Origin of the sequence: Glycocaulis sp. (genome assembly GCF_052168375.1) — a bacterium.
In the GTDB taxonomy this organism is placed as follows: domain Bacteria; phylum Pseudomonadota; class Alphaproteobacteria; order Caulobacterales; family Maricaulaceae; genus Glycocaulis.
This window is the reverse complement of the sequence record NZ_JBQLZR010000124.1, coordinates 1-6080: the sequence shown is the minus strand read 5'-3', so window position 1 is coordinate 6080 and position 6080 is coordinate 1. Positions and strand designations below refer to the sequence as shown.

Below are 6080 nucleotides of genomic sequence, written 5' to 3'. Positions count from 1 at the left end.
TGAACGCGGCGCTTGCGCGACTCGGTTCCGACCTGAAGAAGATGGAAGCGCACCGCACCTTCATCGGAAAGCTCAATGACAGCCTGACGGCGGGCGTCGGCAATCTGGTCGATGCGGATCTGGCCAAGGAGAGTGCGCAATTGACCGCCTTGCAGGTCAAGCAGCAGCTCGGGGTTCAGGCGCTCTCGATCGCCAACTCCGAACCGCAGATCATCCTGTCGCTCTTCGGACGATAGGCATTTCGTCCGAGGGGGACGAATAAAGGGCGCAGCCACTGGCTGCGCCCTTCGCATTTACGCTGTGTGGACCGGCGTTCAGAACGCCTTGGAAATCATCAGCACGCCTGTGCCATTGCCGGCGCCAATGTCTTCGGAACTGTCGATATAGGCCAGTGACCAGTCGACCCCGAGAGCGGTCCAGCCAACGCCCAGCGACCAGTCCCACTTGTCATCGCCATCGCCATCCGGGTCACCAAAGCTACCGGTTTCGTACCCGACGCTACCCGTCAGGCTGAGCCCGGAATCTCCCAGCGGATAGGCACCCTCATAGTAGAGGTAAAGATTGTCGTCATTACCGATATTGTCCTGTTCGGGCGCGTAGGCGAACCCGAACGTGGACTCCAGGCCTGCGGCAGCAAAGCCGGCAGACCCGTAGAATTCCAAATAATGCGTGTCGGAAGAGCCGGGATAGGTATACATGAGCGCGCCGATATCAAAGGCGACGCCGCCTGCCTCAAACCCGTAGCCGGCATAGATGTCCAGCTCCAGTTCGGAGCCGCCGACCGGCTCGATGCCTGATCCCCATACCCCGGCATAGAAGCCGCTCTCCGAGCTGATATCGAACCCGCCCTGAAGCGCGATGTCGTTGTCCGAAAGCGAGATGCCGCGGAAGCGGTAGTCCGTGACGAGCGCTACATTAGCCTCGATCTCGAGTGCCTCTTGCGAAAAAGCTGGCGTGGCGATGGCAAGTGAGGCGGGCGTGGCGGCGGCCAGCACTGCAGCCAGGCGGATGGAGCCGGAAGGAAAGGTCTTGAGGTATTTCATGTCTGATCCCCTGTTGATCTGGATGGGCCGCCCCGCAGCCGGCCTGTTGGTGTGCAATTGCGTCTGGCCTGTGCCGTTGACGCGCCCCGCACTGCCGATGCTGGCCAGCCCGCAAAGGCAGGCGTGACACCGGCTGTGTCGAGAATGGTCATCTGGAAAAGGCGGGCCCGCTTTTTCGGGCGTCCAGGCAGGTTCGGCTTGCGAGGGTGGCCGGAACCTGACCGGGAGTTGCCCGGAAATTCTGTTGATGCGGGCTGCGCTGCCCCGGATGGACCGGTAGCCGCTGCCGGGCCGGGCACCAAGCCCGGCGCGGCAGCAGGCCAGGTCATGTGGCTGCCGGGGCTTTCTCCTTTCCCGGCAGGAATTCCGGATAGGCGCTGTGGCCCAGCTCGGAATAGTCGCCGCCAACTGTCTCCTCGTCGGGCTTGAGGCGGATGCCGACGGTAATCTTCAGGACAAGGAAGAGGATGAAGCTGGAGACGAAGACGAAGGCACCGATGGCGCCAATGCCGAGGGCCTGGCCTGCAAAGCTGGCATCAGGGTTGGTCAGCGGCACGATCATCGTGCCCCAGATGCCGGCAAACAGGTGGACCGGAATGGCGCCGACCACGTCATCAAGGCGGATCATTTCAAGAAGGATCGCGCCCAGAGTGGCAATGACGCCGCCCGCCGCGCCAAACAGGATGGCTTGTCCGATCGTGGGGTGAAGCGGGTCAGCCGTGATCGAGACGAGACCCGCCAGCGCCCCATTGAGCACGACGCCCAGATTGGCCTTACCCTTGCCGAGCGCCAGGCTGAGCAGATAGGTCGCCACCACGCCGCCAGCGGCAGCCATGTTGGTGTTGGCAAAGATCTGGGAGATGGCTGTGGCGTCCGCCGCCGAGCCCATCGCCAGCTGGGAGGCGCCATTGAAGCCGAACCAGCCGAACCAGAGAATGAAGGTGCCGAGCGTTGCCAGTGGCAGGCTGGATCCGTGCATGGCGACAGGCTTGCCGTCCACAAAACGGCCGGTGCGGGCACCGAGCAGGATCACGCCTGCAAGGGCTGCCCAGCCGCCGGTGGAGTGGACGATTGTGGACCCCGCAAAGTCGGCGAATCCGGCCGCATAGAGCCAGCCTTCACCCCACGTCCATGCCCCCTGGATCGGATAGATGACGGCGGTGAGGACCACGACGAACAGGAAGAAAGCGCCAATGCGTACGCGCTCGGCCACGGCCCCGGACACGATTGAGGCGGTCGTTGCCACGAACACCATTTGGAAGAACCAGTCTGATGCACTGGCATAGCCGTTGGCGGTAAGATCGATGACCTCGTCGCCGGTCAGTTCGCTGGGCGACCAGAAAGAGGGAATGCCAAAGAAACCACCGCTCTGATCGACGCCGGAATACATGAGATTATAGCCGACAGCGTAGAACATGATGCCGGCAATCGCATAAAGACCGATATTTTTCAGACAGATCGCGGCGGCGTGCTTGCCGCGCACGGAGCCGGCTTCCAGCATGGCGAAGCCTGCCGCCATCCACATCACCAGGAAGCCGCCAATCAGGAAGAGAAGCGTGTTGAAAATGTAGGCGGTCTCTTCTGCCACCTGAGCAGCAGCGGGAGCGGCGAAAGCGAGGCTCGCGCCCAGCGCCAAGGCGCCGGCGAGCGCAAGCGGCCGCCTGCGCAGCCGCGCGGCGGATAGATCTGTGATCATGATTGTCCCCTTGAGAATGAGTAAGCGCCCAAAGGCGCCATTGCGGCAGAGGAAGCCTTCAGGGTGCCGGCAGGCCCGGCAGGCTGAACGGATTTCGCTTCGTACATTGCGCACTTTCCTCCGCGTCGAGCGCGGGTCGTCGGGATCGCAATGCAGAGTTTCGCGCCGGTCTGATGCCGCGCTTTATGACAACACCATGACGAGTGCTATGATGCGCCGCAACAATTATTGTAATGATGCACGCTGCGACGCAACAAAATGTGTTAAAAATGTCACAATGACTTTGAACGGGAAAAAGTATATCAATAAAGAATATGAACATGCAGAAAGGGAGGTCGCTTGCGGGCGACCTCCAGTTGTCTGCATATGCGGATCGCGAGAACCGCCACTCTATCGCGGTGCACAAGATGCGGTGAGTCAACGGCAGAATTGTCCGGACGAAGTTTTTCGCGCCTGTTGTATGTCAATGCCGCGCTTGAAAGCGCTGCTGCCCGCAAAAGGGGCGCAGGCTTGCGCCGCCGCGACTCACTTCATGGTGGATCGTATTGCAGGCCGGTGGAGAGCAGGGCATGGCGCAGGCGGGTGAGTTTCTGGCGTATGGCCGGCAGGACATCGATGCCGATGATATCGCTGCGGTCGTGCGGGCGCTTCAATCGGACTTTCTCACTACCGGCCCCGAGATTGACGCCTTCGAGACGGAGTTTGCCAGATGGACCGTTGCAGGCCACGCGATTGCCTGCTCGAACGGCACCACGGCGCTGCATCTGGCATTGGAGGCTCTGGGCGTGGGCGAGGGAGATGTTTGCATCGTGCCCTCCATCACCTTCATGGCGACCGCCAATGCAGCCCGCTATTGCGGCGCCGAGGTACAGTTCGCTGATGTCGATCCCGATACGGGATTACTGACGGCGGAAACGCTGGAAGCGGCCCTTGAGCGGACAGGGGACCGCGCGAAGGCCGTCCTGCCGGTCCATCTTGCCGGTGTACCCTGTGACATGGAGTCTATCGCCTCCATCGCCCGCAAGGCCGGCCTGAAGATCGTCGAGGATAGCTGCCACGCCATCGGATCGCTCTATCCGGACGGGTCCATGGTGGGCGCATGCAGGCTTGGCGATGCGGCGACGTTTTCCTTTCATCCGGTGAAATCCCTTACGACCGGAGAGGGCGGGATGATCACAACGGAGAGCGCAGAACTGGCGTCTCGCATGGCGCGCATGCGCAGCCACGGAATCGAGCGCGATTCCAGCCGATTCGTCCGCGAGGAGGGTGCCCATGAACCCTGGTATCACGAGATGCCGGCCCTGGGATGGAACTACCGCCTGCCGGATATAAATGCTGCCTTGGGCCGCGCTCAGCTGGCCCGCATGGGCGAGTTTGCGGCCAGACGCCGGGCACTTGTCTCGGCCTACAGGAAAGGACTGGCGCCGCTCGCGCCGCTGGTCCGTCTGCCCGATGATCCCGCCGGCTCGGATCCGTGCCGTCATCTGATGAATGTGCTGATCGATTTTGATGCCGCGGGGATCAGCCGGCCCTCGCTCATGCATGCCTTGAAGGCCAGAGGCATCGGGACGCAGGTGCATTACATTCCGGTCCACACCCAGCCCTATTATGTGCGCCGCTATGGCCGGATGAACCTGCCGGGCGCGCAGGCGCACTATGCCCGCACGCTGTCCTTGCCACTCTTCACGCGAATGGACGAGGCGGATGTGATGCGGGTTTGCGATGAGCTGGGCGCGGCGCTTCGCGCCTAGCTAGCGCGGCCCCAGCTTATCGATCAGCTCAATCGCGCTATCGGCAATCACCGTGCCCGGCGGATAGACGGCGGCTGCCCCCATCTGCTTGAGAGTCGGTACGTCTTCGGGCGGAATGACACCGCCAACAACGATGAGCTTTTCGCCGCCGCCACCGTCTTTCAGGGCATCGCGCAAGGCAGGCACCAGTGTCAGGTGACCGGCAGCCAGCGACGAGGCGGCAACCACATGCACGTCATTTTCGATGGCCTGGCGGGCCGCTTCTTCCGGCGTCTGGAAGAGCGGGCCGATATCGACATCCCAGCCCAGATCGGCAAAGGCAGACGCCACAACTTTCTGGCCGCGGTCATGCCCGTCCTGACCCATCTTCGCGATCAGGATGCGCGGGCGGCGGCCCTCGGCTTCGGCAAAGGCATCGGCGGCTTCGAGGGCACGTTGTACCTTCTCGTCATTGCCCGAGGCTTTCAAATAGACCCCCTGTACCGACTGGATCGCGGCCTTGTGGCGACCATAGACCTTTTCCAGTGCATCGGAAATTTCACCGACCGAGGCATGAGCGCGGGCGGCCTCCACCGACAGGGCAAGCAGATTGCCGCTTTTCTCGTCTGCGGCGCGCGTCAGCGCATGCAGGGCGGCCTCGACTTTTGCGCCATCGCGATTGGCGCGCAGACGTTCCAGCTTTTCCAGTTGCTGGCGGCGCACACCGGCATTGTCGATTTTCAGGACCGGGACGTCCTCCGGCTCGTTCAGGCGGAACTTGTTCACGCCGACAATCGTCTGCTGGCCGGAATCGATACGGGCCTGCGTCCTGGCGGCGGCTTCCTCGATCCGCAGCTTCGGTGTGCCGTCCTCGATGGCCTTCGCCATGCCGCCGAGAGAGTCGATTTCCTCGATATGGGCCAGCGCTCGCGCGGCAAGATCGTGGGTCAGGCGCTCGATGAACCAGCTTCCGCCCCACGGATCGATGGCGTCAGTCAGATGGGCTTCGCTTTCGAGCACGATCTGGGTGTTGCGGGCGATGCGGGCGGAGAAATCGGTCGGCAGGGCCAGCGCCTCGTCGAGCGAATTGGTATGCAGGGACTGGGTATGGCCATCGACGGCGGCCATTGCCTCTATCGTGGTGCGCGCAACATTGTTGAACACGTCTTGCGCGGTCAGCGACCAGCCGGATGTCTGGCTGTGCGCCCTCAGGGACAGGGACTTGTCCGATTTCGGCGCAAAGCGCTCCTTCACCAGCCTTGCCCAGAGCAGGCGGGCGGCGCGTAGCTTTGCCACCTCCATGTAATAGTTCATGGAGATGCCCCAGAAGAACGAGAGGCGCGGCGCAAAACTGTCCACATCCAGCCCGGCTTTGACACCGGCGGCGATGTATTCCAGCCCGTCCGCAATCGTGTAGGCGAGCTCCAGATCCGCCGGCGCTCCGGCCTCCTGGATGTGATAGCCGGAAATCGAGATCGAGTTGAAGCGCGGCATTTCCGACGAGGTGAAGGCGAAAATGTCGGAGATGATCCGCATCGAGGGCGCAGGCGGGTAGATATAGGTGTTGCGCACCATGAACTCTTTCAGGATGTCGTTCTGGATCGTTCCTGA

The 6080-nt window shown here is 62.3% G+C and carries 5 protein-coding genes; 2 read left to right on the top strand and 3 right to left on the bottom strand.

The window, feature by feature from the left end; translation table 11 throughout:
• Positions 1-236, top strand: a 236-nt coding sequence (locus ACTS2Z_RS04920) for a flagellin (protein ID WP_442572111.1), incomplete at its 5' end; no start/stop codon positions are given.
• Positions 237-314: 78 nt separating this feature from the next.
• Here the strand turns inward: ACTS2Z_RS04920 and ACTS2Z_RS04915 are convergent.
• Together ACTS2Z_RS04915 and ACTS2Z_RS04910 are read right to left on the bottom strand one after the other, a co-directional pair.
• Positions 315-1043, bottom strand: a complete 729-nt coding sequence (locus ACTS2Z_RS04915) for a TorF family putative porin (RefSeq protein WP_442572110.1) — start codon at positions 1041-1043, stop codon at positions 315-317.
• 325 nt (positions 1044-1368) lie between these two features.
• Positions 1369-2739 carry an ammonium transporter gene (locus ACTS2Z_RS04910; RefSeq protein WP_442572109.1) on the bottom strand — a complete coding sequence of 457 codons (1371 nt, stop codon included), beginning with the start codon at positions 2737-2739 and terminating at the stop codon, positions 1369-1371.
• Positions 2740-3308: 569 nt separating this feature from the next.
• Here ACTS2Z_RS04910 and pseC point away from each other — a divergent pair.
• Positions 3309-4490: a UDP-4-amino-4,6-dideoxy-N-acetyl-beta-L-altrosamine transaminase gene (gene pseC / locus ACTS2Z_RS04905; protein ID WP_442572108.1), complete on the top strand. Its 1182-nt coding sequence runs from the start codon at positions 3309-3311 to the stop codon at positions 4488-4490.
• On the opposite strand, the gene scpA is transcribed toward pseC, so the two are convergent.
• Positions 4491-6080 (bottom strand): methylmalonyl-CoA mutase (scpA, locus tag ACTS2Z_RS04900; protein ID WP_442572107.1); only part of this gene is annotated, 1590 nt, incomplete at its 5' end. It abuts the gene before it with no gap.